The sequence below is a fragment of the Aeromonas veronii genome, from assembly GCF_040215105.1.
GTDB classification, from domain to species: domain Bacteria; phylum Pseudomonadota; class Gammaproteobacteria; order Enterobacterales; family Aeromonadaceae; genus Aeromonas; species Aeromonas veronii_G.
In genome coordinates this window covers 3,925,067-3,950,320 of sequence record NZ_CP157875.1, presented here as the reverse complement: position 1 = coordinate 3,950,320, position 25,254 = coordinate 3,925,067, and the positions used below count along the sequence as shown (strand labels likewise).

General features: G+C 59.1%; 25 protein-coding genes. 22 read left to right on the top strand and 3 right to left on the bottom strand.

Features of this window, described 5'->3' with window-relative positions:
• The first annotated feature begins 32 nt into the window (after nt 1–32).
• Both trmD and rplS read left to right on the top strand, forming a co-directional pair.
• On the top strand, nt 33–779 hold the full coding sequence (trmD, locus tag ABNP46_RS18160) for a tRNA (guanosine(37)-N1)-methyltransferase TrmD (protein ID WP_349919674.1): 747 nt from the start codon (nt 33–35) through the stop codon (nt 777–779).
• Nucleotides 780–814: 35 nt separating this feature from the next.
• Entirely contained in the window at nt 815–1,162 is a 348-nt protein-coding gene (gene rplS, locus ABNP46_RS18155) for a 50S ribosomal protein L19 (protein WP_005313505.1), read from the top strand.
• Nucleotides 1,163–1,267: 105 nt separating this feature from the next.
• Here rplS and ABNP46_RS18150 read toward each other — a convergent pair whose 3' ends face one another.
• Both ABNP46_RS18150 and mutH read right to left on the bottom strand, forming a co-directional pair.
• Nucleotides 1,268–1,597, bottom strand: a complete 330-nt coding sequence (locus ABNP46_RS18150; RefSeq protein ID WP_349919673.1) for an isoamylase early set domain-containing protein — start codon at nt 1,595–1,597, stop codon at nt 1,268–1,270.
• 83 nt (nt 1,598–1,680) lie between these two features.
• On the bottom strand, nt 1,681–2,355 hold the full coding sequence (mutH, locus tag ABNP46_RS18145; protein WP_349919672.1) for a DNA mismatch repair endonuclease MutH: 675 nt from the start codon (nt 2,353–2,355) through the stop codon (nt 1,681–1,683).
• A 733-nt stretch (nt 2,356–3,088) separates the two neighbouring features.
• On the opposite strand from mutH, the gene rppH reads away from it, so the two are divergent.
• The 8 genes from rppH (at nt 3,089) to ABNP46_RS18105 (ending at nt 10,832) form a co-directional block, all read left to right on the top strand.
• Nucleotides 3,089–3,616, top strand: a complete 528-nt coding sequence (gene rppH, locus ABNP46_RS18140; protein ID WP_349919671.1) for an RNA pyrophosphohydrolase — start codon at nt 3,089–3,091, stop codon at nt 3,614–3,616.
• A gap of 13 nt (nt 3,617–3,629) precedes the next feature.
• The gene (gene ptsP / locus ABNP46_RS18135; RefSeq protein WP_349919669.1) at nt 3,630–5,909 is read left to right on the top strand and encodes a phosphoenolpyruvate--protein phosphotransferase; all 2,280 of its coding nucleotides are present in this window, start codon (nt 3,630–3,632) and stop codon (nt 5,907–5,909) included.
• Nucleotides 5,910–5,976: 67 nt separating this feature from the next.
• Complete coding sequence (lgt, locus tag ABNP46_RS18130; protein WP_349919667.1) at nt 5,977–6,813, top strand: prolipoprotein diacylglyceryl transferase; 837 nt, start codon at nt 5,977–5,979, stop codon at nt 6,811–6,813.
• A 91-nt stretch (nt 6,814–6,904) separates the two neighbouring features.
• On the top strand, nt 6,905–7,699 hold the full coding sequence (gene thyA / locus ABNP46_RS18125; protein WP_349919666.1) for a thymidylate synthase: 795 nt from the start codon (nt 6,905–6,907) through the stop codon (nt 7,697–7,699).
• A 276-nt stretch (nt 7,700–7,975) separates the two neighbouring features.
• Nucleotides 7,976–9,166, top strand: a complete 1,191-nt coding sequence (gene nhaA, locus ABNP46_RS18120) for a Na+/H+ antiporter NhaA (protein WP_349919665.1) — start codon at nt 7,976–7,978, stop codon at nt 9,164–9,166.
• Nucleotides 9,163–9,567, top strand: a complete 405-nt coding sequence (locus ABNP46_RS18115; RefSeq protein ID WP_349919664.1) for a hypothetical protein — start codon at nt 9,163–9,165, stop codon at nt 9,565–9,567. The genes nhaA and ABNP46_RS18115 overlap by 4 nt, the downstream gene beginning before the upstream one ends.
• Nucleotides 9,554–10,486: a transcriptional activator NhaR gene (nhaR, locus tag ABNP46_RS18110; protein WP_349919663.1), complete on the top strand. Its 933-nt coding sequence runs from the start codon at nt 9,554–9,556 to the stop codon at nt 10,484–10,486. The genes ABNP46_RS18115 and nhaR overlap by 14 nt, the downstream gene beginning before the upstream one ends.
• Nucleotides 10,487–10,529: 43 nt before the next feature.
• Entirely contained in the window at nt 10,530–10,832 is a 303-nt protein-coding gene (locus ABNP46_RS18105) for an ArsR/SmtB family transcription factor (protein ID WP_349919661.1), read from the top strand.
• A gap of 49 nt (nt 10,833–10,881) precedes the next feature.
• On the opposite strand, the gene rpsT is transcribed toward ABNP46_RS18105, so the two are convergent.
• A complete protein-coding gene (rpsT, locus tag ABNP46_RS18100) occupies nt 10,882–11,145 on the bottom strand; it encodes a 30S ribosomal protein S20 (RefSeq protein WP_005308808.1) in 264 nt (87 codons plus the stop codon).
• 191 nt (nt 11,146–11,336) lie between these two features.
• On the opposite strand from rpsT, the gene murJ reads away from it, so the two are divergent.
• The 12 genes from murJ to ABNP46_RS18040 all read left to right on the top strand — a co-directional run bounded on the left by murJ (nt 11,337) and on the right by ABNP46_RS18040 (nt 25,243).
• Complete coding sequence (gene murJ, locus ABNP46_RS18095; RefSeq protein WP_349919659.1) at nt 11,337–12,896, top strand: murein biosynthesis integral membrane protein MurJ; 1,560 nt, start codon at nt 11,337–11,339, stop codon at nt 12,894–12,896.
• A gap of 152 nt (nt 12,897–13,048) precedes the next feature.
• Complete coding sequence (gene ribF, locus ABNP46_RS18090) at nt 13,049–14,023, top strand: bifunctional riboflavin kinase/FAD synthetase (protein ID WP_349922557.1); 975 nt, start codon at nt 13,049–13,051, stop codon at nt 14,021–14,023.
• The gene (gene ileS, locus ABNP46_RS18085; RefSeq protein WP_349919658.1) at nt 14,023–16,884 is read left to right on the top strand and encodes an isoleucine--tRNA ligase; all 2,862 of its coding nucleotides are present in this window, start codon (nt 14,023–14,025) and stop codon (nt 16,882–16,884) included. Before ribF ends, ileS begins: the two co-directional genes overlap by 1 nt.
• On the top strand, nt 16,884–17,393 hold the full coding sequence (lspA, locus tag ABNP46_RS18080; RefSeq protein ID WP_349919657.1) for a signal peptidase II: 510 nt from the start codon (nt 16,884–16,886) through the stop codon (nt 17,391–17,393). The genes ileS and lspA overlap by 1 nt, the downstream gene beginning before the upstream one ends.
• A complete protein-coding gene (gene fkpB, locus ABNP46_RS18075; protein WP_349919656.1) occupies nt 17,390–17,842 on the top strand; it encodes an FKBP-type peptidyl-prolyl cis-trans isomerase in 453 nt (150 codons plus the stop codon). The genes lspA and fkpB overlap by 4 nt, the downstream gene beginning before the upstream one ends.
• A 79-nt stretch (nt 17,843–17,921) precedes the next feature.
• Nucleotides 17,922–18,857 (top strand): 4-hydroxy-3-methylbut-2-enyl diphosphate reductase, encoded by a 936-nt coding sequence (gene ispH, locus ABNP46_RS18070; protein ID WP_349919654.1) that lies wholly within the window; start codon nt 17,922–17,924, stop codon nt 18,855–18,857.
• 111 nt (nt 18,858–18,968) lie between these two features.
• Nucleotides 18,969–19,376, top strand: coding sequence for a type IVa pilus pseudopilin TppA (tppA, locus tag ABNP46_RS18065; protein ID WP_349919653.1), 408 nt, complete (start codon nt 18,969–18,971; stop codon nt 19,374–19,376).
• 3 nt (nt 19,377–19,379) lie between these two features.
• The gene (pilV, locus tag ABNP46_RS18060; protein WP_349919652.1) at nt 19,380–19,940 is read left to right on the top strand and encodes a type IV pilus modification protein PilV; all 561 of its coding nucleotides are present in this window, start codon (nt 19,380–19,382) and stop codon (nt 19,938–19,940) included.
• On the top strand, nt 19,937–20,938 hold the full coding sequence (locus ABNP46_RS18055; protein WP_349919650.1) for a PilW family protein: 1,002 nt from the start codon (nt 19,937–19,939) through the stop codon (nt 20,936–20,938). The genes pilV and ABNP46_RS18055 overlap by 4 nt, the downstream gene beginning before the upstream one ends.
• Complete coding sequence (gene tppD / locus ABNP46_RS18050) at nt 20,935–21,366, top strand: type IVa pilus pseudopilin TppD (protein WP_349919649.1); 432 nt, start codon at nt 20,935–20,937, stop codon at nt 21,364–21,366. Before ABNP46_RS18055 ends, tppD begins: the two co-directional genes overlap by 4 nt.
• An 11-nt stretch (nt 21,367–21,377) precedes the next feature.
• Nucleotides 21,378–24,959 carry a pilus assembly protein gene (locus ABNP46_RS18045; RefSeq protein ID WP_349919648.1) on the top strand — a complete coding sequence of 1,194 codons (3,582 nt, stop codon included), beginning with the start codon at nt 21,378–21,380 and terminating at the stop codon, nt 24,957–24,959.
• Nucleotides 24,956–25,243, top strand: a complete 288-nt coding sequence (locus ABNP46_RS18040; protein ID WP_349919647.1) for a TapY2 family type IVa secretion system protein — start codon at nt 24,956–24,958, stop codon at nt 25,241–25,243. Before ABNP46_RS18045 ends, ABNP46_RS18040 begins: the two co-directional genes overlap by 4 nt.
• Nucleotides 25,244–25,254: the final 11 nt, after the last annotated feature.

Below are 25,254 nucleotides of genomic sequence, written 5' to 3'. Positions count from 1 at the left end.
TCCCGCGCTAACATGGGTGCCGGAGGTTTCTTATGTGGATTGGGGTGATTAGCCTCTTCCCGGAAATGTTCCGAGCCATTACCGAGCACGGGGTAACGGGTCGGGCCGTCAAGAGTGGCCTGCTGCAGATTGAGTGCTGGAACCCCCGGGACTTCACCCACGACAAACACCGTACGGTCGATGATCGTCCTTATGGTGGTGGGCCTGGCATGTTAATGATGGTTCAGCCGCTGCGTGATGCGATTCATGCGGCCAAGCAAGCGGCGGGAGACGGGGCGAAAGTCATCTATCTCTCCCCTCAGGGACGCAAGCTGACTCAAGCGGGCGTAACCGAGTTGGCGACGAATCAAAAGCTGATTCTGGTCGCCGGTCGATACGAAGGTATCGATGAACGCGTGATACAAACCGAAGTCGACGAAGAGTGGTCTATCGGGGATTACGTGTTAAGTGGTGGCGAACTGCCTGCCATGACCCTGATCGATGCGGTTTCGCGTCTGGTCCCCGGGGTTTTGGGCGATCAGGCCAGTGCCGAGCAGGACTCCTTCACGGATGGCCTGCTGGATCATCCCCACTACACTCGGCCGGAGTTGTTGGATGGATTGGCGGTGCCCGAGGCGCTGACAAGCGGCAATCACGAAGTGATTCGACGCTGGCGTCTCAAGCAATCGCTCGGACGAACCTGGCAGAGAAGGCCGGAACTTATTAACAACCTAGCTCTGACTGACGAGCAAGAATCACTTCTTGCCGAGTATGTCCGCGAACAGCGTGACAGCGTTTAGTAGAGTTTTCAGTTTATCCTAGGTAAGGAAAGACAATGAGCAAGATTATTCAGCAGCTTGAACAAGAGCAACTGCGTACCGACATCCCGGCTTTTGCCCAGGGCGACACCGTACGTGTTCAAGTTCGTGTTAAAGAAGGTGGTAAAGAGCGTCTGCAGGCTTTCGAAGGCATCGTGATTGCCAAGCGTAACCGCGGTCTGCACTCTGCTTTCACCGTTCGCAAGATCTCCAACGGCGAAGGTGTTGAGCGTGTATTCCAGACTCACTCTCCGCTGATCCACAGTGTAGAACTGAAGCGTCGTGGTGATGTTCGCCGCGCCAAACTGTACTACCTGCGCAACCTGTCCGGCAAAGCTGCTCGTATCAAAGAGAAGCTCAACTAATTCGATTCGAATTGGTGTCGGTATGTCGACGAATAGCTCGACAGGTAGTGAAAAGGCTCGCCAATGGCGAGCCTTTTTTGTATCCGCGATGCGGCAACCCCGGTTTCAAGCCGGTTGAGCGACCCGTATTACCGAGTTGTCCCGCCCGAAGGGACCGGGCACATAGTCATCCGCTGCCCAGTCATTGTCGTAAAGGGTCTCCCCATCCGGCTGCACCAGCTGATAACAGAACTCGAAATGGCTGGGACCATCGGTAGGAAGGTTGAGGGTGGTCTTGAACTCCCCGCTCTTCATCCTTTTTAATTCAATGGGTTGCCACTGGCTGAACTCCCCAAGCAACCAGATCTGCTCCGCCTCGCCGGCGGCCTCTTTTTCCACAGCGAAGGTCACCTTGACCTCGGGACGGGACTTGAGAAACTGCTTGTTGATCGGCATAACGCCTCCTTGTCATTGACTGCGAAGAAAGTGCTTCTGGTTATTTTTATACCAGCTTATGACAGGAATGTTGATAGCCAGGGTCAAATGGGCAGAGCGAAATGGCGCTGCAGCAGGCCATGGGTGAAAGCTATCTTGAGGTAGAAACCTCGTGGCAGGGTCTGGATCGGCTGGCCGTTGCGGCCGATGGCGCGGGTCAGGGCCTTGTTGTTGGCCGCTTTGGGGCGCAATTGCATAACCTGGCCGTGGCGGGCGCTGATCTGCTCCACTTCCCCCAGCACTATCATGTCCATCAGCTCTTCCCAGTCCTGACGCAGCAGGTCATCTTCCTCCACACTCGGGCTCCACAGCAGCGGCATGCCGATCCGGCGCTCGCCGATGGGGATCTCGCGACTGCCTTCCACCGGGATCCAGAGCACCCGTGACAGCTTGTTACGCACGTTCGACTCCTCCCAGCGCTGGCCGCTGACACCGATGAGGGGGGCCACGCAGACGAAGGTGGTTTCGAGTGGCTTGCCCGCCGGATCCACCGGGATCGTCTTGAGCTCTATGCCGAGATCCGGGAAATCCTGCTCCGGCTTGCTGCCGGCACTGGCGCCCAGCTGCCACTCGATCAACTGACCGACCCAGCCCTTGTCACGGCGCAGATCCCGTGGCACCGGGATCCCGGCACTGGCCGCGAGCTGGGCCAGCGGCAGGCCCGCCATGGCATAGGCACGGGTCAGCAGCTCCTGTTCTGACTGCGGATTGTTGGGCATCTGGGCTCCTCGTCTGTGGCTCTGATTCTACCAAGCCGGATCCTGCGTGTGGATCGCTGTTTTTATAACCGATCCCGGGTGGACTATACACAGGGGGGCGACGGCAGCGAAATTATATTTATGCTGATGATTTTAAAGGGTTTTGATGTTTTTTTCTAGATATGCGCCGGGCAGGATCCTGCGTAAAACGAGTTGTCCAAGGGTTTGGACTGGCTGTTGCACATAGTTATCCACAGAAATCTTGGATAACTGGCGTAAAGGGATCAATCTTGGGTCTCGGATAGAAATTAATGTGAGAACCCGCCGATTTTACCCGCCATATTGGAGCAGATTATGCGCCAGTCTTGTGGATAAATCAGCCGTGGTGGATCTTTGAACAGCGGGACTTGTTCACAAATACCGATGAGGATCCTCGACCTCAAAAGTCATGGATCTTGATCCAGCACTTAAATATTAACTATATGTATTTAAATGGATATTTTGTTTTCGTGAGATTGGGTTATGATAATGGCTGCTTGAATGCCCTGAGATAAAACTACTGTATATACCTGCTTGATCACAGGTTTATGCACAGTCTGGGTGGGCAACTCGATGGGGTGTCGCCATAAATTTGTTTATAACTTGGCTTGAAATGGCAAGTTATTCATGAATGGAAGATGACAGTCCCTGTTTGCCGCCACGGGGTGAATGTGGAACAATCCCTTTATAGATTCAGCCTTTATATGGTGATCACGTGATAGATGGCGACGGATTTCGTCCCAATGTCGGCATCGTGATCTGTAACCGTGACGGACAAGTTTTGTGGGCTAAGCGCTATGGGCAGCACTCCTGGCAGTTTCCGCAGGGGGGGGTTGATGATGGTGAATCGCCGGAACAGGCCATGTATCGTGAGCTGTATGAGGAGATAGGCCTCAAATCTGACGATGTGACCATCTTGGCGACCAGCCGCAACTGGCTGAAGTACCGCTTACCCAAACGACTCGTTCGCTGGGACAGTTCACCGGTCTGTATTGGCCAAAAGCAGAAGTGGTTTTTGTTGCAGTTGAACCCGGGCAAGGAGTCCAGGATCCAGTTTGGCTGTCATGGCCATCCGGAGTTTGATGATTGGCGCTGGGTCAGCTTCTGGTACCCGGTGCGTCAGGTCGTCTCCTTCAAGCGGGAGGTCTACCGCCGGGTGATGAAAGAGTTTGCCCCGCTGGCCATGCCGGTGCCGGTGGTGCAGGTTAATCGAAAGGATGGGCGGCGTAACCGCTCTCGTTAAGGAGCACAGCTAGTTGCTGACGGAACTCAGACGCATCGTCGAAAGCATGGCCGAGGCCAATACCCTCGAGCAGGCCTTGCAGGCATTGGTGAGCCAGACCCGGCTCGCCATGACGGTGAACTGCTGCTCCGTCTATGTGGCCGAGCCCGAGATGCGGCGCTACCGGCTGGCGGCGACCGATGGCCTGGCCGAGTCGGCGGTGGGCAAGGCCACCCTGCCATTCGAGCAGGGGATCGTCGGTCTGGTGGGTCAGCGCGAGGAGCTGATCAACCTGGCGGATGCCCCCTCCCACCCCAGTTTCAAATTCCTGCCCGATGTGGCTGAAGAGGCGTTTCGCTCCTTCCTCGGTGCCCCCATCATGCATCAGCGCCAGGTGGTGGGGGTGCTGGTCGTACAGCAAAAAGAGAGCCGCCTGTTCGATGAGGGGGAAGAGTCCTTCATGGTCACCCTGGCGGCCCAGCTGGCGGCGCGCATCGCCCAGGCCCAGGCCAAGGGCTGGTTGCAGAAGACCGACTGGAGCAAACCCCTGCGCGGCATTGCCGGCGCGAGCGGCATCGCCATCGCCAAGGCCTGGGTGTGGCGCCCGCGCAAGGCGCTGAACTCCATTACCCCCCGCAAGGATGAGGATCATGGCAAGCAGCTGGCGCGTCTCGAACTTGCCATCGAGGAGGTGCGCCACGATCTGGAGAGCCTGGCCCTGCGCTTTCGCGAGAGCTACAGCCAGGACTCGGTCGCCATCTTCGACATCTATCTGCACCTGCTGGACGATCCCGGCTACATCAAACCCATTCGCAACAAGGTCGGCAAGGAGCACTGGACAGCCATCTCGGCGGTCAAGCTCATCAGTGACCGGTTGATCGAACAGTTCAAGGGGATGAAGGACCCCTACCTGCGCGAGCGCGCCGCCGATGTGAAGGATATCGCCCTGCGCCTCATCAGCCGGCTGGTACAGGACGAGCCCGAGCAGCTCACCATAGGGGAGCCCGTGGTGCTGGTCGCCGACGAGGTGACTGCCACCATACTCGCCGAGATACCGCGGGAGTTCCTGAGCGGTGTGGTGTCCCTCAAAGGGGGCACCAACTCCCATGCGGCCATTCTGGCCAGAGCCATGGGGGTTGCCGCCATCATGGGGGTGGATCTGCCGCTGGGCGACATTGGGGGCCGTACCCTGGTGGTCGATGGCTACAGCGGCGATCTCTTCATCGAACCCAATCAGGTGATCCTGACCGAGTACCGGCAGTTGCTGAGCGAGGAGCAGGCCCTCGATACCCTGGTGCGCAGCGTCGACACCCAGCCTTCCGAGACCGCTGACGGCACCCCTGTCTCCCTGCTGCTCAACGCGGGGTTGAGCGCGGATACCGAGATCTCCCTCAACCATCTGGCGGACGGGGTCGGGCTCTATCGCACCGAGATCCCCTTCATGCTGCAGGAGAGCTTCCCCTCGGAGTGGGAGCAGACCGCCCGCTATCGCGGCATCCTGGAGACCTACCGGGACAGACCGGTCTGCATGCGAACCCTGGACGTAGGAGGGGACAAACAACTGCCCTACTTCCCCATCGTGGAGGAAAATCCCTTCCTTGGCTGGCGGGGGATCCGGCTCACCCTGGATCACCCCGAGCTGTTCCTGGTCCAGCTCAAGGCCATGCTGCGAGCGAGCGAGGGGCTGGACAACCTGGCCATCATGCTGCCGATGATCAGCAGCGTCGGCGAGATCCGCGCCTCCCGTCGGCTGCTGGACCAAGCCTGGCGCGAGGTCTCCGAAGAGGCCGCCACCCGCAATGCCCTCATTCGCTACCCCAGCCTCGGGGTGATGATCGAGGTGCCTTCCGCCCTCTACATACTGCCGGAGATGGCCCCCCTCATCGACTTCTGGTCCGTGGGCAGCAACGATCTGACCCAATACCTGCTGGCGGTGGATCGCAACAACGCCCGGGTCGCCAGTATCTACGATGCCTTCCACCCCGCGGTGATCCGCGCCCTGCAGCTCCTGGTGGATGCCTCCCACCGTTATCAGAAGCCGGTCTCGGTCTGTGGCGAACTGGCCGGTGATCCGGTCGGTGTGCTTCTGCTGCTGGCCATGGGGTATCGGCGCTTCAGCATGAACACCCACAACATTTCCCGCATCAAGTACGTGCTGCGCCAGTCCCACCTCGACGAGCTCACGGCCCTGATGAGCGATGGCCTCAAACACGACAACCCCCATGTGCTGCGCGGCCTGTTTGCCCGCTATCTGGAAGAGCACGGCCTGGGCGGTCTGCTGCGGGCCGGCCACAAGGCCAAGCTGCCCGATTGATATTCAATCTTGTTCCCGCTGACAAATGATCGGAGAATGCGGCTTTTCTTATGATTGAGGCCGCACTATGCAGCACGACGGATATTGGGTTTTCTCGCAGATTGATCCCGTAGCATTCAGTTTGGGGCCGTTGTCGGTACGCTGGTATGGACTCATGTACCTGTTCGGCTTCGCCTTCGCCATGTGGCTGGCGGGTCGCCGCGCCGATGCGCCGAACAGTGGCTGGACCCGCAACGAGGTCTCTGATCTGCTGTTTTACGGCTTCCTCGGGGTGATCCTGGGGGGGCGCATCGGTTACGTGCTGTTCTACAACTTCGATCTCTTCCTCGCCGATCCTACCTACCTGTTCAAGATCTGGACCGGCGGCATGTCGTTCCACGGTGGCCTCATCGGGGTCATCACCGCCATGATCTGGTTTGCCCACAAGACGAAGCGTCACTTCTTCACTGTGGCCGACTTCGTGGCGCCCCTGATCCCGTTCGGACTGGGGGTGGGCCGCATCGGCAACTTCATGAACGGCGAACTCTGGGGCCGGGTCACCGATGTGCCCTGGGCCATCATCTTCCCGGAGGCGGGCCCCGAGCCGCGCCACCCGTCCCAGCTCTACCAGTTTGCTCTGGAAGGGGTGGTACTCTTCATCATCCTCAACCTGTTCTGGCGCAAGAATCCGCCCCGTGGAGCCATCTCCGGTATGTTCCTGCTGTGTTACGGTCTGTTCCGCTTCCTGGTGGAGTTCGTACGCCAGCCGGACAGCCAGCTCGGCCTCTACTTCCAGGAGATCAGCATGGGCCAGATCCTCTCCACCCCGATGATCATCATCGGCGCCCTGATGATCTGGGTCGCCTACAAGCGGCCACAGCTGTTCGGCAATGGGAGTGGCGGGGTCCGGGAGGCCAAGCAGTGAGCCTCTCCCTGAGTCGGTTTAAGAGTATTGTGCTGCCAGATGTTTGCTGGGTAGCGAAAATGAATGGTGATAGCCGGAAGGAGGCAACGCAATGAGAGCCTATCTCGACCTGATGCAGAAGATCCTGGACGAGGGAACGGTCAAGTCCGATCGCACCGGCACCGGCACCGTTTCCCTGTTCGGTCACCAGATGCGCTTCAATCTGGCCGAGGGCTTCCCCCTGGTCACCACCAAGAAGTGCCACCTGAGATCCATCATCCACGAGCTGCTCTGGTTCCTGAACGGCGACACCAACACCGCCTACCTCAAGGAGCACGGCGTCAGCATCTGGGACGAGTGGGCCGATGAACACGGCGATCTGGGCCCGGTCTACGGCGCCCAGTGGCGCTCCTGGCCGGCGGCCGATGGCACTGTCATCGACCAGATCCAGAAGGCGGTGGACGACATCAAGCACAATCCGGATTCCCGCCGGATCATCGTCTCCGCCTGGAACGTGGGAGAGCTGGACAAGATGGCCCTGGCCCCCTGCCACGCCTTCTTCCAGTTCTACGTGGCGGACGGCAAGCTCTCCTGCCAGCTCTACCAGCGCAGCTGTGACGTCTTCCTCGGTCTGCCGTTCAACATCGCGAGCTATGCCTTGCTGACCCACATGATGGCCCAGCAGTGCGATCTCGAGGTGGGGGACTTCGTCTGGACCGGGGGGGATGTGCATCTTTATTCCAATCACATGGAGCAGACTGCACTGCAACTCAGCCGCGAACCGCGTCCGTTGCCGACCCTGGCGATCAAGCGCAAACCGGCTTCGATCTTCGACTATCGCTTCGAGGATTTCGAGATCCTGGGTTACGACCCCCATCCCGGCATCAAGGCCCCCGTGGCCATCTGACCCTGGCTGAAGGCGCCCGGATGGCGTCATCCCCGCTGGAATCGCATCGACCTGAAAGGCGCCTGACGGCGCCTTTTTTATTGTGTCGCCATCCATATATTTATGCGAAAAACTGAATGGTGACGGAGGATGAAAAGGGAGTAAAAGGGTGCTTATAGCAGACAATGGAGGCTTTGCCTTCGGTTTTTCCGTTGTTTGTGGCAATTAGAAACGATTTTTCATTATACCGTGCCGGCTCTAGACTGAAAAAAATGCAAAATAATGGATAGTCAGACCATGAGTGATGTATTCAAGCGCTTTCTCAAGCTGGAGTCTGCCTCCGGCATCATCCTGATCCTGGCCGCACTGCTGGCCATCGCTCTGGCCAACTCGGGGTTGGCGGAGTATTACCAGAGTTTCCTCAATACGCCGGTGCAGGTGCGCATCGCGGCGCTCGACATCGACAAGCCGCTGCTGCTCTGGATCAACGACGGCTTCATGGCGCTCTTCTTCCTGCTGGTTGGCCTCGAGGTCAAGCGGGAGCTGATGGAGGGGGCACTCTCTTCCCGGGTGCAGGCGACCTTCCCGGCCATTGCCGCCGTGGGGGGCATGCTGGCTCCTGCGCTCATCTACGCCTTCTTCAACTACCACGATGAAGTGACCCGCGCCGGCTGGGCCATCCCGGCGGCCACCGACATCGCTTTCGCCCTCGGGGTGATGGCGCTGCTTGGCAAGCGGGTGCCGACCAGCCTCAAGGTGTTCCTGCTGGCGCTGGCCATCATGGATGACCTCGGCGTCATCATCATCATCGCCCTCTTCTACACCCAGCAGCTCTCTCTGGGCGCGCTGGCGGTCGGTGTCCTGGCGACCCTGACCCTGCTGTGGATGAACCGGCGTGGGGAAGACAGGATCGCGCTCTACATGCTGGTCGGTCTGGTGCTCTGGGTGGCGGTGCTCAAGTCCGGCGTCCATGCGACCCTGGCGGGTGTCATCGTGGGCTTCATGATCCCGCTCAACGGCAAGCGCTACGCCTCCCCCCTCAAGCATCTGGAGCACGCGCTGCATCCCTGGAGCGCCTATCTCATCCTGCCGCTGTTTGCCTTTGCCAACGCCGGGGTGTCGCTGGACGGGATTGGACTCTCCTCCCTGCTGAGCCCGGTGCCGCTCGGCATCATGCTGGGCCTGTTCGTCGGCAAGCCGCTCGGGATCTTCACCATCAGCTGGCTGGCGGTGAAGCTGGGGGTCGCCCAGTTGCCAAGCGGGGTTAATTTCAAGCAAATCTTTGCTGTCAGCATCTTGTGTGGCATTGGCTTCACCATGTCGATGTTTATCGCGTCGCTGGCATTCGAGCATGGCGGATTGGACTACGGTAGCTTCTCTCGCCTCGGGATCTTGGTCGGGTCCACCCTGGCGGCCGTGGTCGGTTATCTCGCCCTGCGGATATCCCTTCCCAATCGGGAGGCGGATCAGAGCACGGAGGGGTTATGAAAAAAACAGTATGGTTGGCCCTGCTGGTGAGCCCGGCGCTCTGGGCAAGCAGTCTGGCGGATTGTCAGCAGGATGCCACATCAGCCAGTTGTTCGGCCTATCTGAACGGAGTGGTCGACAGCGCCCTGATGCTGGGGGACAAGCAGGCCAAGGCCCAGTTTGGCGAGACTTTCAGCGAGCGGGCCCTGAGCAGCCGGGCCGGGGAGAGGGTCAAGAAGTCCAATAAGCGCTATTGCGGTGAGCGGATGCCGAGCCCGGCGGCCCTCAAGCTCAGCCTGCAGCGGCAGTTTGGCGCGAACAAGGTTGACTCGGTCAGCGACATGTATGACATTCTGGCAGTTGAACTCAGCTGCTACCGGAGCCCGCCTGCCGCGGGAACCCCATCGGATGTCACACCTTAACTACAACCATCTCTATTATTTTTGGATGACACAGAAGAAGGGCTCCGTCACACAAGCGGCGGAAGCCCTTTTTCTTACCCCCCAGACCGTCACCGGCCAGATCAAGCTGCTGGAGCAGCGTCTCGGCGGCAAGCTACTGATCCGCAAGGGCCGCTCCCTCGAGGCCACCGAGCTGGGCCAGCTGGTCTTTCGCTACGCCGACAAGATGTTCAGCCTCTCCTACGAGATGCTGGATATCGTCAACTACCGCAAGGAGAGCCAGATCCTGTTCGACGTCGGCATCGCCGACGCCCTCTCCAAACGACTCGCCAGCCGGGTGCTGCTCTCCGTCATCCCGAACGATGGCTCCATCCACCTGCGCTGCTTCGAATCGACCCACGAATTGCTGCTGGAACAGCTGAGTGAGCACAAGCTCGACATGATCCTCTCCGACTGCCCGGTGGACTCCAGCCAGCACGCGGGGCTGCTCTCCAAGCGCCTCGGTGGCTGCGGGGTCAGCTTCTTCTGCAAGGCTCCCCTGCCGGAGAAAGGCTTCCCCGCCTGTCTGGAGGAGCGCAAGTTGCTCATCCCGGGCCGGCGTACCGCCATGGGCCGCCAGCTGACCCAGTGGTTCGAGCAGCAGGGGATCTCCCCCAGCATCCTGGGTGAGTTCGATGACGCGGCCCTGATGAAGGCGTTCGGCTTCTTCAACCAGGGCATCTTCATGGCGCCGACCATCTATCGGGAGGAGATCCTGGAGGGGGAGGAGGTGATACTGCTGGGGGAGACCCAGGATCTGATGGAGGAGTATTACGTCATCTTTGCCGAGCGGATGATCCAGCATCCTGCTGTCAAACGGGTGTGCGAGAGTGATTTCTCCTTCCTGTTTGCCGGAGAAGAGAATCTTTCCACCATCCAGCCGGCGAGCCTGTCGTTCTGACATGGCGCAAGAGCATAGGCAGGCCGTGAAGGGAGAGGCCGGAATGCAACTGGAGGCGATGGCGGCGAATGCCGGTCGTGCGGTGGCCCTGCTCAAGGCGCTGGCCAATGAGCGGCGTCTGTTCATTCTGTGTCAGCTGCTGGAGCGGGAACTGTCGGTGGGGGAGTTGAACGAGCGGCTCGGACTGAGCCAGTCGGCCCTGTCACAGCATCTGGCGGTGCTGCGGCGCGACGAGCTGGTGGCGACACGAAAGGCGGCCCAGACGGTCTATTACTCTCTGCGCAGTCACGAGGTGCGTGCGCTGATCGGCTTGTTGCACGAGTTGTATTGCAGCGAGCCCAAATAAAAAACCGGCCATAAGGCCGGTTTTTTTAGCTTTATGCAGCCGAAGCTGATTAAGCCATAGCTTTGATCTGGGCAGACAGGCGGCTCTTGTGACGAGCAGCTTTGTTCTTGTGGATCAGGCCTTTGGTCGCCATACGATCCATGATCGGCTGAGCAACAGCGAAAGCGGCAGTGGCGGCAGCCTTGTCGCCAGAGGCGATGGCAGCGATCACTTTCTTCAGGTAGGTACGGGTCATGGAACGACGGCTGGCGTTGTGCTGACGACGTTTCTCTGACTGAAGAGCACGCTTCTTAGCAGATTTGATGTTAGCCAAGGTAAAACTCCTAAAACTGTCTTAGCGAGTGTATTGAAAAGGCCCGGAAATATGCCTTCCCAACCACATATTGTCAAATGATTTGTGCAAATAAACACCGCCCCCCGGTGGTGTGTCAGATGGGAGACGGTTAAACTGTCGGCCGATTCTACCAGCATTCTTTTCTTTCCGACAGTTCCAGAGGCCTCGTCTTGAGTAAGAAATTGATCAAATCCGGCATGATAGTGTCCGGAATGACGCTGGCGTCCCGTGTGATGGGCTTGGTGCGTGACGTGGTCATCGCCAATCTGCTCGGTGCCGGGGTTGCCGCAGACGTCTTCTTCTTCGCCAATCGCATTCCCAACTTCTTGCGTCGGCTGTTTGCCGAAGGGGCTTTCAATCAGGCCTTTGTGCCGGTGATGACGGAGTACAAGAAAAACGGTGACGAGCAGGCTGTGCGCGAGTTGCTGGCCGCGGTCGCGGGGACACTCGGCGGCATTGTCACTATAGTGACCCTGCTCGGGGTGCTGGGCTCCGGGGTGCTGACGGCCCTGTTTGGCTGGGGCTGGTTCTGGGACTGGCTGCACGGCGGACCGGCGGCGGAGAAGTTCGAACTCGCGAGCCTGATGCTCAAGATCACCTTCCCCTATCTCTGGTTCATCACCTTCACCGCCATGGCGGGGGCCATTCTCAACACCTTCGGTCGCTTTGCCGTCTCCTCGTTCACGCCGGTGTTTCTCAACATCACCATGATTGCGGCCGCCTGGTGGATTGCCCCCTTGATGGAGCGTCCGGAGATCTCGCTCGCCATCGGTGTCTTCCTCGGCGGCCTGGTGCAGTTCCTGTTCCAGTACCCCTTCCTGCGCCAGATCAACATGCTGGTGTGGCCCAAGTGGGGTTGGAACCACCCTGGGGTGGTCAAGATCCGCACCCTGATGATCCCGGCGCTGTTTGGTGTCTCGGTCAGCCAGATCAACCTGCTGATCAACACCATGCTCGCCTCCTTCCTGGCAACCGGCGCCATCAGCTACCTCTATTACTCGGACAGACTACTGGAGTTTCCCCTCGGCCTGTTCGCTGTGGCCATCAGCACGGTGATCCTGCCGGCGCTCGCCAGGAAGCACGTGGATGCGGATCCGGTGGACTTCTCCCGCACCATGGACTGGGGGGTACGCATGGTGATGCTGCTCGGCCTGCCCGCCATGGTGGGGATCGCCGTGCTGCGCGAGCCCATCTTGCGGGTGCTGTTCATGCGCGGGGAGTTCGGTCTGCACGAAGTGAGCATGTCGAGTGCCAGCCTGCTGGCCTCTACCACCGGGTTGCTCTCCCTGATGCTGATCAAGGTGCTGGCCCCCGGTTACTACGCCCGCCAGGACACCAGGACCCCGGTGCGCATCGGTATCATGGCCATGGTGGCGAACATGGTGTGCAACCTCATCTTCATCTATCCCCTCGGCTACGTGGGGCTGGCGCTCGCCACCGCCTGCTCCGGCACCCTGAATGCGGCTCTGCTGTTCAAGGGGCTCTATGTCCAGAACGTCTATCGCCCTTCCCGCCAGACCGGCGTGTTCTGCCTCAAACTGCTGGCGGCGACCCTGCTGATGGGAGGGCTGCTCGCCTACCTGTCACCGGATCTCGCCCAGTGGGGGGCCTGGAGCATGGGCAAGGCCAGCCTGGAGCTGACCCTGTTGCTCTGCGCAGGCGGTGGCCTCTACGGCATCGTGTTGTTGGCGCTCGGCATTCGACCAAGGCACCTGAAATCGGATAAGTAGTAGGACTTTTAAGGCGCCTTGTATCAGGCCAAGCCTGGCGGAAGGCGGGGTGATGGCCTCCTGGCTGCTGAAATCGGGCCATGAGGGCTGATCCTGCTGGCCGCCTGATATATAATCCGCCGATTTCCATGGCAGCAACGCACAAGGCACTGATGGAGCTTATTCGCGGCATTCACAATATCAAGCCCCGTCACCGGGGCTGTGTATTGACCATAGGCAACTTCGATGGGGTTCATCAGGGACACCATGCGGTGTTGGCCAGGTTGCAGGAAAAAGCCGCCCAGCTAGGCTTGCCCGCCTGCGTCATGCTGTTCGAACCCCAGCCCCTCGAGCTGTTTGCGGGCAGCGCCGCGCCTGCGCGCCTCAGCCGTTGGCGGGAGAAGTACGAAGCGCTCAAGGCCATGCAGATCGATCGCATGCTTTGTGTGCGTTTCACCCACCGTTTCGCCGAGCAGGCGGCCAGTACCTTCATCGAGCAGCTGCTGGTGGAGAAGCTCGGCGTTCACTACCTGGTGGTAGGGGACGATTTTCGCTTCGGCAAGGGGCGGGAAGGGGACTTCCACCTGCTGGAGGCGGCGGGACGCCGCTTTGGCTTCGAGGTGATCAGCACCCAGAGCTTCCAGCTGTCCCGCCAGCGGGTCAGCAGTACCCTGGTGCGCGAGGCCCTCGCGGCCGGCCGCATGGCGGAAGTGGAGTTGATGCTGGGGCGTCCCTACGCCATCAGCGGTCGGGTGGCCCACGGCGACAAGCTGGGGCGCACCATAGGATTTCCCACTGCCAACCTCGCCCTGAAGCGGCAGGTGATCCCGGTCGGTGGCGTGTTCGCGGTGGAAGTGTTATGTTCCGGCAAGACCTTCCCCGGTGTCGCCAATGTGGGTGTACGGCCGACCTTGAGCGGTACACAAGCCAGATTGGAAGTACATCTATTTGATTTTTCTGGTGATCTATATGGTCAGCAGGTCAAGGTGCTGCTTCGCCACAAGCTGCGCGAAGAGCAGAAGTTTGCCTCTTTCACCGCCTTGAAAGAGCAGATCGAACGAGATGCCCTGGCGGCCCGAGCCTGGTTCGGGCTGCCATCATTCAATTTACCCAGCACTCTTTTAGAAAAGAAGGGAACCCAGGACTGATGAGCGACTATAAACACACCCTGAATCTGCCGGAAACCGAGTTTCCGATGCGTGGCGATCTCGCCAAGCGCGAACCCAACATGCTCAAGCGTTGGTACGATCAGGATCTTTACGGCGCCATTCGCCGCGCCAAAGCGGGCAAGCCTTCTTTCATTCTGCATGATGGCCCCCCCTATGCGAACGGCAGCATTCACATCGGTCACTCGGTCAACAAGATCCTCAAAGACATCATCATCAAGTCCAAGGGCATGTCGGGCTTCGACTCCCCCTATGTGCCGGGTTGGGATTGCCACGGTCTGCCCATCGAACTGAAGGTGGAAGGCATGGTCGGCAAGCCGGGGGAGAAGGTCTCCGCCGCCGAGTTCCGCGCCGAGTGCCGCAAATACGCCAAGACCCAGATTGAAGCGCAGAAGACCGACTTCATCCGTCTGGGGGTGCTGGGTGATTGGGAACATCCCTACCTGACCATGGACTTTGGCACCGAAGCCAACATCATCCGCGCCATGGCCAAGATCGTCGCAAACGGTCACCTGCACAAGGGCTCCAAGCCGGTGCACTGGTGTACCGACTGTGGCTCCGCTCTGGCCGAAGCCGAAGTCGAGTACTACGACAAGAACTCCCCCTCCATCGACGTGCGCTTCAAGGCCGTCGACGAGGCTGCCGTGGCGGCCAAGTTCGACTGCCCGCAAGGTCACTTTGGTCGTGGCCCGCTCTCTGCCGTGATCTGGACCACCACCCCCTGGACCCTGCCGGCCAACCGTGCCATCGCCATGCACGCCGATCTGGACTACGCCCTGGTGCAGGTGGACGGTGAGCAGCCTGAGCGCCTGATCCTGGCCGCCGAGCTGGTCAAGGACGTGATGGACCGCGCCGGTATCGAGCAGTTCCACAACCTGGGTTATGCCAAGGGCAGCACCCTGGATCTGCTGCGCTTTAACCACCCCTTCTATCACTACGATGTCCCCGTGGTGCTGGGTGAGCACGTCACTCTGGACGCCGGTACCGGTATCGTCCACACCGCCCCTGGCCACGGTCAGGAAGACTTCGTGGTCGGACAGAAATACGGTCTGGAAGTGGCCAACCCGGTTGGCAGCAACGGCGTCTACCTGCCGGATACCGAACTGTTCGCCGGCCAGCACGTGTTCAAGGCCAACACTGCCGTGGTCGATGTGCTGACCGAGCGCGGCGCCCTGCTGCACCATCAGGTGTTCAACCACTCCTACCCGCACTGCTGGCGTCACAAGACCCCGATCATCTTCCGCGCCACCCCCCAGTGGTTCATCAGCATGGAGCAGAACGGTCTGCGCAAGCGTGCGCTGGAAGAGATCGAGCGTATCGAGACCCAGGGCATTGCCGAACACGGTCAGAGCGGCTGGGTGCCGGCATGGGGCAAGAACCGCATCCAGGCCATGGTCGAGAACCGTCCGGACTGGTGCATCTCCCGTCAGCGGACCTGGGGTGTGCCCATCTCCCTGTTCGTTCATAAAGAGACCCAGCAACTGCACCCGGAATCCGTCCGTCTGATGGAAGAAGTGGCCAAGCTGGTGGAACAGAAAGGCATCCAGGCCTGGTGGGATCTGGACAAGGCCGATCTGCTGGGTGCGGACGCCGACAACTATGAGAAGGTGCCGGATACCCTGGACGTCTGGTTCGACTCTGGTTCTACCCACTCCTCCGTGGTGGATGCCCGTCCCGAGTTCAACGGCAACCCGGCCGACATGTATCTGGAAGGCTCGGATCAGCATCGTGGCTGGTTCATGTCCTCCTTGATGATCGGCGTCGCCATGAAGGACAAGGCTCCGTACAACCAGGTACTGACCCACGGCTTCACCGTGGATGGTCAGGGCCGCAAGATGTCCAAATCCATCGGCAACGTGGTCAGCCCCCAGGACGTGATGAACAAGCTGGGTGCCGACATTCTGCGCCTGTGGGTGGCAAGCACCGACTACACCGGTGAGATGACCGTCTCCGACGAGATCCTCAAGCGCAGCGCCGATGCCTATCGCCGTATCCGCAACACTGCCCGCTTCCTGCTGGCCAACCTGAACGGCTTCAACCCGGCGACCGATATGGTGGCCCCTGCCGACATGGTGGTGGTGGATCGTTGGGCTGTGGGCCGTGCCAAGGCGGTACAGGCCGAGATCGTGGCCGCGTTTGACGAGTACAACTTCCACGGCGTGACCCAGAAGCTGATGCAGTTCTGCTCCATCGAGATGGGCTCCTTCTATCTGGATGTCATCAAGGACAGGCAGTACACCGCCAAGGCCGACAGCCTGGCTCGTCGTTCCTGCCAGAGCGCCCTCTATCACATCGCCGAAGCCATGGTGCGCTGGATGGCGCCCATCATGAGCTTCACCGCCGACGAGATCTGGGCCCTGCTGCCGGGCGAGCGCGGCGAGTTCGTGTTCACCGAGGAGTGGTATGACGGTCTGTTCGGGCTGGAAGCGGGCGAGCAGATGAGTGATGCCTTCTGGGCGGAGATCCTGGCTGTGCGCGGGGAAGTGAACAAGGCGCTGGAAGCCGCCCGTGGCGAGAAGCGCATCGGCGGTTCCCTGCAGGCCGAGCTGACCCTGTTCGCCAAGCCGGAGCTGGCTGCGCGCCTGAACGCCCTGGCCGATGAGCTGCGCTTCGTGCTGCTCACTTCCAAGGCCAAGGTTGCGGTTGCCGAATCAGCACCGGCGGACGCCGTCGCTACCGAGCGCGATGACCTCTGGCTGAGCGTGGCCCAGTCTGCCGCCGCCAAGTGCGACCGCTGCTGGCACCATGTGGAAGACGTGGGCACCATTGCTGGTCACGAAGAGATCTGTGGCCGCTGCGTCACCAACGTCGAGGGTGACGGCGAAACGCGTCAATTTGCCTGATGAACATGACTCAAGACACTCAAAAAACCGGCCTGCGTTGGCTGTGGCTGGCGGTGCTGGCCTTCGTGCTGGACCAGGGGAGCAAGCTCGCCGTGGTCAAGTTGCTGCCATTTGGTTATCCGGGGGTGGAGATCACCCCCTTCTTCAACCTGGTGCATGTCTACAACAAGGGGGCTGCGTTCAGTTTCCTGGCGGATCAGGGGGGCTGGCAGCGCTGGTTCTTCGCGGTGCTGGCGTTTGCCATCTGCGGTCTGCTGATCCACTGGCTGCGCAAGCAGTCGGTGACCCAGCGCTGGAGCGGCATAGCCTACTCCCTCATCATCGGTGGGGCGCTCGGCAACGTGTTCGATCGGCTGGTGCTCGGTCATGTGGTCGATTTTCTCGACTTCTACTGGCAGCGTGCCCATTGGCCGGCGTTCAATCTGGCGGACAGCTTCATCTTCATCGGTGCCGCCATGATAGTGCTGGACGGTTTTCGCAGTGAGAAGAAAAAGGAAGAGGCCGCATGAGCCAGCAGATTGCCGCTGACAGCAGCGTGCTGTTCCACTTTGCCATCAAGCTGGAAGATGGTTCGGTCGCCGACAGCACTGCGCTGCACGGCAAACCGGCTCGTCTGCGGATGGGGGATGGCAGCCTGACGATGAGTTTTGAGCAGTGTCTGCTGGGGCTCAAGCAGGGGGAGACCAAGAGCTTCACCCTGGCACCGGAGCAGGCGTTCGGTCTCTCCAATCCCGACAACATCTACCACCTGGACAGAGCCAAGTTTGGCGCCGATATGGAACCCAAGGTCGGCACCATCATGATCTTCGATCAGCCCAACGGCGGTGAGCTGCCCGGCATCATCCGGGCGGTGGAAGGCATGTCGGTCACTGTCGATTTCAATCATCCCCTGGCGGGTCACACCGTGACCTTCGAGGTGGAGATCCTGGCTGTCGATGACGAGGAGAAAGTTCACTGATGGATATCCTGCTCGCCAACCCCCGTGGCTTCTGTTGTGTTGGGATCGATCGTGCCATCGACATGAGCGAGGTGTGCTGATGGATATCTTGCTAGCTAATCCCCGCGGCTTCTGCGCCGGTGTCGATCGTGCCATCAGCATCGTCGAGAGTGCGCTGGAGAAATTCGGTGCGCCCATCTATGTCCGCCACGAGGTGGTGCACAACCGCTACGTGGTGAACAAGCTGAAAGAGGCGGGGGCCGTCTTCGTCGAGGAGCTCGATGAGGTACCGGACGACAGCATCGTCATCTTCTCCGCCCACGGGGTGGCCAAGACGGTGCGCGAGATGGCCAAGTCCCGCGCCCTCAAGGTGTTCGATGCCACCTGCCCCCTGGTGACCAAGGTACACATGGAAGTCCATCGTGCCAGCCGCAAGGGTTCCGAAGCCGTGCTCATCGGTCATGCCGGCCACCCCGAGGTGATCGGCACCATGGGACAGTACGAGAACCACGAGGGCGGCATGTATCTGGTGGAGACGCCGGACGATGTGGCCAAGCTGCAGGTGAAGAATCCGGACGATCTCTGCTTCGTCACCCAGACCACCCTCAGCGTGGATGAGACCTCGGATGTCATCGACGCCCTGCGCCAGCATTTCCCCAAGATCCAGGGGCCGCGCAAGGATGACATCTGCTACGCCACCCAGAATCGCCAGGATGCGGTACGGGAGATGGCGGGACTGGTGGATGCCATGCTGGTGGTGGGGTCGCGCAACTCCTCCAACTCCAATCGCCTGCGGGAGCTGGCGGAGAAGGTGGGGGCGCGTGCCTATCTGATCGACGACGCGACCATGATCGAACCGGGCTGGCTGGATGGGGTGGAGCGCATCGGGGTGACGGCCGGGGCTTCGGCTCCCGACATCCTGGTACAAAACGTCATCACTCGCCTGCGGGAGCTGGGGGGCAAGATAGTGACCGAACACCCGGGCCGTGAGGAGAACGTGGTGTTCGAGGTGCCGCCCGAGCTTAGAATTATTTGAATTTGGCCAGGATGGCCTAAGAATAAAGCATGAAGTTTCTGATGCCGGGTTTGTCGTTGCGACCAATCCGGCATTAGACTGTCAGGAGTACCAGTCACCTAAGGATGGGACATGATTGGGTTCTATCGAGGCTTTTCCCTCATCGAATTGATGATAGTCGTCGCAATCGTGGCGATTCTTGGCACTATTGCCTATCCCTCCTATCAGCGTTATCTGCTGGTCAGTCACCGTGTTGAAGCCAAAAATATGCTGCTGGATGCCGCCAACAGGCAAGAAAGCTATTTTATGGATTTCAACCAGTACGCCTCCTCTGCGGCTGCGTTGAACGTATCGGATAACTCGGGTTCAGGCCTCTATCATCTGGTTATCTCCGCGGCAGGCAATACATTTACGCTGTTTGCGACGGCATCCGGAGCGCAAGGTTCCGACAGTGATTGTGTCATCTTCTCCATCGATCAGAACGGAACCCGCAGCGCCACCCGGCTCGGCGATACCACCAATAATGCCTGCTGGGATTAGCCGATGAGAGCACAACGTCGTTCTCACATGACCGGATTCAGCCTGCTGGAGGTGATGATAGCCGCGGTGATCCTCTCTTTTGGCCTGCTGGGTCTGGTGGCCATGCAGGCGACGGCCAAGTTTTCCGGTTATGAGGCCCGTCAGCGCACCATCGCCAATTGGCTCGCCAACGATCTCGTGGAGCGTGTGCGGATCAACAAGGACAGCTGGTCTGCCCAGGGCACCGCAGTGGTTTCCAATACGGCCCTGAACCGCCCCTCCTGTGGCAATGACGACGGCACCATGGCGGGCTGCAGTCGCAGCGACAGGCAGGCGCTCGATCTCTACTACTGGCAGCGCTCTCTGGCAGGGGCGGCCGTCTCCGGTGCCGCATCATCCCTGCAGTCCCCCATTGGCTGCGTCATTCGGGGGGCCAACAACAGTTTGACCGTGGGGATCTTCTGGCGTGGCCGCCAGTCCCTCTCCGATGGGGCCACTAATGTCACCGCAGTGCGCGACAGCTGCGGCCTGAGCAATGTCGCAGATCGGCAGAGGCGTCAGTTCGTACTGACGACCACCCTGTGAAATCCCGTGGCTTTACCTTGGTCGAGTGGCTGATCGCCATGTTGATCGGCGTCTTTCTGGTGGGAGGGGGTCTCAGCATCTTCGTGGCTTCCCGTGCCACCACGGAGGACGCCTTCGATCAGAGCGAATTGCAGGAGAATGGCCGCATCGCCATGCGCATGCTGACCCAGGATCTGAAATGGGCCGGTTTCTGGGGGGACTATACGGGCTCTCCCATGGCGACGGGGCAGGGAGTGACGCTGAGTTCCGGCTCGACCGTCCTTGCTGCGGATGATTGTCTGGACAACCTGGGACGAGGCAGTCTGCCCCCTGGCGTAGGGACAAACAGGTCACTCTGGGCAACTCGGATTGATGGCAGCAAGGCGATTGCCGGTGGTGCTTTTGCCTGTATTCCTGTGGCATCGCGTATTGCCAACACGGATGTCATCAGTATCAAGCGGCTGATGGGCCGTCCCCTCACGGATGCAAACGCCGCAGGCAACCGTTTCTATCTTGCGACCAACACTCAGGTAGCACAGATGTTCAAGGGTGGTGAGACCATTCCCAGTGTGACCGCCATGCCTGCGCGTCAATTGTGGGAATATCAGCACATCGTTTATTACCTCTCCCCCAATGCCACCACCAACAGCCCCGAGTTGAGAAAACGGTATCTGACAGCCAATGGCGGCTCCGTGCTGATCGGAGGAGCCATGGCGGAAGGGATTGAAAGACTCAGCATACTGTTTGGCGTTGATGACAGTCCGGTGCCTGATAGCACCATCGACCGCTATGTCGCCAGCAACAATGTTACCGAGCAGGAGTGGAGCGAGGGGCGAGTCGTCGCCGCCAGAGTCTTTGTGCTCGTGCGTTCATTGCAAGCTTCCGGCCGCTACGTCAATAACAATGCCTACCAGGTTGGCGATGTCTCGGTTACGGGTAATGGCGATGGTTTTCGCCGGTTGCTGCTGGAAACCAGCGTGTCACTGCGCAATCCGGCAGTCATGGGGGGAAACTCATGAAGCGTCAACGTGGGGTAGCCCTGATCGTTGCCCTGATTATTTTGGTACCGCTGACCTTGATTGCCGTCGTGGTGATGCAGTCATCGGGCCAGGATCTGAAGATGGCCGGCTCGGCGGCCATCTTCCGGCAGGCGGAACATCGACTCGAAGGGATCATTGAGGCCGCAATGCAGAGCAATAATGTGTCGACGCTGATCTCGAATATGGGGGCCAGTGCGGCCATCACGGTCAACAGCAGCAACGCCTCTGCGGCAGTGGCGCTGACAACGCGAACAGAGACCGTCTGCAAGCGCAAGGTGGAGGCCAGCAGCAGCAACGTCATTCCTGCGTGCAAGTACGTCGAGCTGCAGACCTCGGTGAATTATGGAAAATATGCGAGCCAGTTGAACTGGGTTGCAGGTGTGGAACAGCCACTGCTCACCAAATAGGAGCGAAGGATATGTGGTTACGACAAATTGGAGTCGTCTTGTGCTGGTCCAGCCTGATACTGGTTGCCAATACAACGAGAGCCGATGATACCGAGCTCTTTATCTATGACTTCAACAAAGCCGGTGATTTCAGGCCCAAGGTACTGCTGATATTCGACAACTCGGGCAGTATGGCGGACACCATGGAGCAGATAAAAGAAGCGTATAATCCGGCGACCGTCTATCCCGCACTGAGCAATGACCCCGATACGGCCAATAACAACAAGTTTATCTATTTCTCCACGGACGGCAGTATTCCCGCCATCAACAGCAATAAGCGCTTCTCTGACAAATTCAATGCGTGCGCCACGTCCAAAACACCCCTCGCCAATACGGGATATTTTCAGTCCCAGATGTGGAGCTATGAGGTGGAGAGTGGTACACCGCCAGGAAGAGGGCGGGGAGAGTGGTACTCCCTTAGCGGTTATCAGGTGAGCAACATCAGCCTGGTTGACTGCAAGCAGGACGTGACGGCAAGTAATTCGGCCAACCCCTACACCGGGAGTTGGTCTGTTGGCACAGGTTATCCGGTCGATAAAACAAGTAATAATCGCGGGGAGTGGTTTTATACGGCGAACAAGGCCAATGCCGTCAATGCCAGCAATACGGCGGTGACCATTTATTCGGCTAATTATATCCGGTGGTATTATGGCCCAACCGGGTACTCCAAAGAATCTAGGCTGCGTATTGCCAAGGATGCTGTCAAAGGGTTGATATCCTCGACACCGGGTGTCGATTTTGGCTTGGCCATATTCAATACCAACAACAGCAACTCTTCAAATGGCGGGCGAATCGTTCGAGACATATTGGGGAGTGAAGCTACGCTGGCCAATGGTAAAAGTGGCGAGCAGGATTTATTGGATAGAGTGGAGGCCCTGACCGCCAGCACCAATACCCCGCTTTGTGAAACGCTGAGTGAGGCCTACCAATTCTTTGGGGGCAAACAGGTCGTCTATGGGCTGCAAGGCACTCCGAGAGATACCACGGCAGAGAGCCCGGCCGGCACCTATCAAGCCCCGTATGACAACTGCTCCAACAATGGTTATGTCATATATATCACCGATGGTGAGCCGACCCAGGATACCTCATCAGATTCCGTCGTTCAGGGGCTGATCAATACACTTTCAACGGATGAAAAAGCAGCCTATGGTTCGGCCGTATCCTATGGCACAGGAAATAACCGGTCGAGTAGCTATCTGGCCGCACTGGCTGGCTATATGAAGCACAAGGACGTCAATAGCGTCTCTCCAGGTACTCAAACGGTCACTACCTTTACCGTTGGTTTCGGTGATGAAGCTATCAGCGGTGCCGGTAATTTACTGGCCGAAACCGCTCGTCGTGGTGGTGGTGTCTATTACCCGGCAACCAACGCCTCGGCCCTGACCGATGCCCTGAAAGCGTCCCTGCTCGCCATCCTCAGGATCAACACTTCCTTGGTTTCTCCGGCCATCGCCAGCAACAACTTCGACCGGACCCGCAGCCTCAACAATATCTATTACGCCATGTTCGAACCGGATGTGGGTCCAAGGTGGCGGGGCAATCTGAAGAAACTGATGTTCTCCCCCGACGGTTATGTCGCCGACAGCCGTGGCCTGCCTGCCATCAAGTTTGATGGGACCATACTCGACAGCGCCCAGACCTACTGGTCATCAACCAAAGATGGCAACAGGGTTGCAGAGGGAGGGGCGCAGGCCATGTTGGCGGCCAAGAGCAACCGGAATCTCTATGTCATCAACAATGCCCAGACTCGGCTCGATGCTTTGACCAAGGCGAATCTGGTCTCTCAGGCGGGGAGTGAGGCGGCATTGATGACCTTGATGAAAGTCGGCGACTCGGCCGAGCTGGACAAGCTGATCAACTGGACCAAAGGGTTGGATGTGGACGATGAGGACTTTGATACCTCGACCACCCTCCGTAGCCACATCATGGGGGATCCGCTTCATTCCCGTCCGCTGGTACTGAACTACGGGCCCCAGTCAGGCAACATGGCGGATGCGCCAGATTTGCGGATCCTGTTTGGCACGAATGCCGGTTTCTTGCACATGTTCAAGGATATGGGCAACACCATAGACGAGAGCTGGGCCACAATTCCCTATGAGTTTCTGGCCAATCAACAGGCGCTGCGGGTCAATGCCGAGTCAGCTGAGCATCTCTATGGTGTCGACTCTTCACCCGTTGCCCTCATCAAGGATGCCAATCGAAACGGGGTGTTGAAGTCTTCCGAAAACGACTTTGTCTGGGTATTTACCGGGCTGAGGAGTGGTGGCAAGGCTTATTACGCCTTCGATCTGTCTAGTCCCAATACCCCGACCCTGAAATGGCGACTGAACGCCCAGAGCACGGGTTTTGGTGAGTTGGGATTGACCTGGTCGGTCCCCGAGGTGGCTTTTGTCCCCGGAGTGACCGAGCCGGTTCTTATCTTTACGGGGGGGTATGACACCAACAAGAGTGCTCAGGGGTTGGGAACCAATGACAGCATGGGGAGAGGGATCTATATCGTCAATGCTGCAACAGGAGCACTGATCTTCAGTGCAACACCAGCTAACACCCCTGCGACGGATCATTTACAAGTAAGTGGTATGACAGACAGCATGCCTGGCTCGGTGGCGACCCTGGATAGTGACGGGGATGACAAGGTTGATCGCATCTATGTGGGGGATACCGGTGGCAACATCTGGCGGATGGACCTGCCCTCTGCCACCAAGTCGGATTGGCGGGTCTTCAAGTTTGCCAGTCTGGGGTCGGACGTGACGCTGGCAGACGATCGCCGTTTCTTCACCCAGCCCATAGTGGTGAGGACCATCAACAAGCAGGTGACGGCAACGACTTCCGGGGGCAATACGACCTACTCCTATCAAGACCGCCCCTTCGATGCCGTGTTGATCGGTAGCGGTGATCGCAATCGCCCCTCGTCCGAATCGAGCGTCCGCAACGGTTATTTCATGCTGCGTGACTATGACGTCACGCCGCGCACTGCTACGTCACCGGCCAGAACCCCCATTCAGGTCTCCGATCTTTATGATGTCACCAATGATCCGCTCTCGGCCCAGACGACCACTGCCGGAACGTTGGCGGTCAAGGCGGGGATCTCCAGTGCGAAGGGGTGGGCCAACTGGTTGAACGAAGAGGGGGAGAAATCATTGGGGACCGGGGTGGTCTTGCAGGGCAAGCTCTATTTCACCTCTTTCCTGCCCCAGGTGCAGTCATTCCAGCAGTGCACCATCCAGTCCATTGGTGCGGCGCGTCAATACATGGTGGATATGCACTACGGCAGCTCGTTCCGCTACGTCGTGGATCTGGATGGCAATGAGACTCCCGAACGCTATGTCGAGGTGCAAAACAAGGTGGCGGATGATCTGGTGGTCCATGCCGGGGATGATGCCAAGATCCGTATTCTGGGGGGCGGCACAGGGGAAGAGGTCATCCTCAAAGACGAAGGCAATGGTGAGCCTGAGCGTTGCACCGGCAGTGGGGAGTGTGCCCAGGGGGCGGAAGAGGCTGAGATGGATATGTCGCCCAAGAAGATTTACCTGTACGAGGGAGAGGCACAATGAAGTCGCTTAAAAGAGTGATGCTGGCTTTCGTTACTCTGCTGTCAGGAGTTGCGCTGGCGGATGACATGAAGTGCTATGTCGAATTGACCAACGGGCAGAGAGTCGTACTGCACGGAACCGTCAATGACAACAGCCAGCAGGCCGTACAGGAGAAATTCCAGCAGAGGGGTTACGAGGTCAACGGTGCCGTGGTCCCTGTGCTTAAACTGCTGGAGTGTCGTCCTGCGGGAGACAAGTTCCAGTCAAAAGAGGGGATGCGGCAAGATGCTAGCCAACTGCGATAGCAGGCCATACG

What these genes read in the sequence shown, in the direction of transcription:
- trmD (WP_349919674.1), top strand. Translation starts at nt 33, where the DNA reads ATGTGGATTGGGGTGATTAGCCTCTTCCCGGAAATGTTCCGAGCCATT.
- rplS (WP_005313505.1), top strand. Translation starts at nt 815, where the DNA reads ATGAGCAAGATTATTCAGCAGCTTGAACAAGAGCAACTGCGTACCGAC.
- ABNP46_RS18150 (WP_349919673.1), bottom strand. Translation starts at nt 1,597, where the DNA reads ATGCCGATCAACAAGCAGTTTCTCAAGTCCCGTCCCGAGGTCAAGGTG.
- mutH (WP_349919672.1), bottom strand. Translation starts at nt 2,355, where the DNA reads ATGCCCAACAATCCGCAGTCAGAACAGGAGCTGCTGACCCGTGCCTAT.
- lgt (WP_349919667.1), top strand. Translation starts at nt 5,977, where the DNA reads ATGCAGCACGACGGATATTGGGTTTTCTCGCAGATTGATCCCGTAGCA.
- thyA (WP_349919666.1), top strand. Translation starts at nt 6,905, where the DNA reads ATGAGAGCCTATCTCGACCTGATGCAGAAGATCCTGGACGAGGGAACG.
- nhaA (WP_349919665.1), top strand. Translation starts at nt 7,976, where the DNA reads ATGAGTGATGTATTCAAGCGCTTTCTCAAGCTGGAGTCTGCCTCCGGC.
- ABNP46_RS18115 (WP_349919664.1), top strand. Translation starts at nt 9,163, where the DNA reads ATGAAAAAAACAGTATGGTTGGCCCTGCTGGTGAGCCCGGCGCTCTGG.
- nhaR (WP_349919663.1), top strand. Translation starts at nt 9,554, where the DNA reads ATGTCACACCTTAACTACAACCATCTCTATTATTTTTGGATGACACAG.
- ABNP46_RS18105 (WP_349919661.1), top strand. Translation starts at nt 10,530, where the DNA reads ATGCAACTGGAGGCGATGGCGGCGAATGCCGGTCGTGCGGTGGCCCTG.
- ribF (WP_349922557.1), top strand. Translation starts at nt 13,049, where the DNA reads ATGGAGCTTATTCGCGGCATTCACAATATCAAGCCCCGTCACCGGGGC.
- ileS (WP_349919658.1), top strand. Translation starts at nt 14,023, where the DNA reads ATGAGCGACTATAAACACACCCTGAATCTGCCGGAAACCGAGTTTCCG.
- lspA (WP_349919657.1), top strand. Translation starts at nt 16,884, where the DNA reads ATGAACATGACTCAAGACACTCAAAAAACCGGCCTGCGTTGGCTGTGG.
- fkpB (WP_349919656.1), top strand. Translation starts at nt 17,390, where the DNA reads ATGAGCCAGCAGATTGCCGCTGACAGCAGCGTGCTGTTCCACTTTGCC.
- ispH (WP_349919654.1), top strand. Translation starts at nt 17,922, where the DNA reads ATGGATATCTTGCTAGCTAATCCCCGCGGCTTCTGCGCCGGTGTCGAT.
- tppA (WP_349919653.1), top strand. Translation starts at nt 18,969, where the DNA reads ATGATTGGGTTCTATCGAGGCTTTTCCCTCATCGAATTGATGATAGTC.
- pilV (WP_349919652.1), top strand. Translation starts at nt 19,380, where the DNA reads ATGAGAGCACAACGTCGTTCTCACATGACCGGATTCAGCCTGCTGGAG.
- tppD (WP_349919649.1), top strand. Translation starts at nt 20,935, where the DNA reads ATGAAGCGTCAACGTGGGGTAGCCCTGATCGTTGCCCTGATTATTTTG.
- ABNP46_RS18045 (WP_349919648.1), top strand. Translation starts at nt 21,378, where the DNA reads ATGTGGTTACGACAAATTGGAGTCGTCTTGTGCTGGTCCAGCCTGATA.
- ABNP46_RS18040 (WP_349919647.1), top strand. Translation starts at nt 24,956, where the DNA reads ATGAAGTCGCTTAAAAGAGTGATGCTGGCTTTCGTTACTCTGCTGTCA.